The organism is Pseudomonas sp. P5_B2 (assembly GCF_056400445.1).
Genome location: NZ_JBFULH010000912.1, coordinates 1 through 1,325, shown reverse-complemented (window position 1 = coordinate 1,325; position 1,325 = coordinate 1). Strand labels below are relative to the sequence as shown.

The 1,325-nt window shown below is 57.1% G+C and carries 1 protein-coding gene; it reads left to right on the top strand.

Going from position 1 to position 1,325, the window contains the following annotated elements:
* Positions 1 to 152: 152 nt before the first annotated feature.
* The coding region (locus tag AC1DRJ_RS27935; RefSeq protein ID WP_477804991.1) for an aldehyde dehydrogenase family protein at positions 153 to 1,325 on the top strand (1,173 nt) is incomplete at its 3' end.

Here is a 1,325-nt window from a genome sequence, read left to right as displayed (position 1 = left end):
CTATCAGGGCGAAGCCGAAGGCTATATCGACTACCCGCCGTACGCGGGATAGGTTACCGCTTGGATGATTACCCCCCAGACCAGAGTAGGCGGCGAAACCTGCTCACTTTGGCTAGGGCATTGCGTATCGCGTTAATGGATAGGTGAGCCCAATGTCTGAACAAACCCTGGCTGTACACTCCCCTTACGATGGCACTGTCATTGGCAAAGTGGAGGTCTCTACCCTGGCAGATGTGGAGCAGGCGCTGGCTGTCGCGCATAGTATTTTCCGCGACCGTAACCAGTGGCTGTCAAAACCAAAGCGCATAGAAATCCTGCACCGCGCCGCCGAGTTAATCAGTACGCGCAAGGTACAGATTGCGATCCAGGCCGCCAACGAAGGCGGCAAGCCGTTGAAGGACTCCATCACTGAAGTAGAGCGCGGCATCGACGGCATCCTCAACTGCATCGAAGTACTTCGCACTGAAGCCGGTCATGTTGTCCCCATGGGCTTAAACGCTACTTCCGCGAATCGTGTGGCGTTCACCCAATACGAACCTATCGGCGTGGTCGCCGCGGTCTCGGCGTTCAACCATCCGTTTAATTTGATTGTGCACCAGGTGATACCGGCCATTGCTGTCAGCGCGCCAGTGATCGTAAAACCCGCAGCCAACACTCCGCTCAGTTGCCAGACCCTGCTCGATATTTTGGCTGAAGCTGGCCTGCCAAAAGGCTGGGCTCAAATGGTGCTGCCGACTGATAACGCTATTACCGGCAAGTTGGTTTCTGACCCGCAACTAGGTTTCTTTAGCTTCATTGGGTCCGCCGCCGTCGGTTGGATGCTGCGTTCGACCCTTGCCCCTGGCACTCGTTGTGCACTGGAGCACGGCGGCGTGGCGCCGGTGATCGTCGCTGCTGACGCTGACCTTGACGACGCCCTGCCACGTATCGCCCGCGGCGGTTTCTGGCACGCTGGACAGGCATGTGTCAGCGTTCAACGTGTTTTCTGTCACCGCAGCATCGCCACACAGGTCGCGGTGCGTCTAGGCCATATAGGTAATGCTTTGATGGTCGGTGATCCAGCTAGCATCCATACCGACGTCGGTCCACTGATCGCCGAGCGCGAAGTTGAGCGAGTTGGCAAATGGGTCGATGAAGCCATTGCCGGTGGTGCACGTCTGATCTCAGGCGGTAGTTCGCTGAGTCACAACTGCTATGCGCCCACGGTGCTGTTAAATCCGCCGATCAACTCGAATGTGATGCAGAAAGAAGTGTTCGGGCCTGTGATCGCGGTGTATGCCTACGATGGCCTTGCAGACGTGATCAAACTTGCGAATGCACTGCCG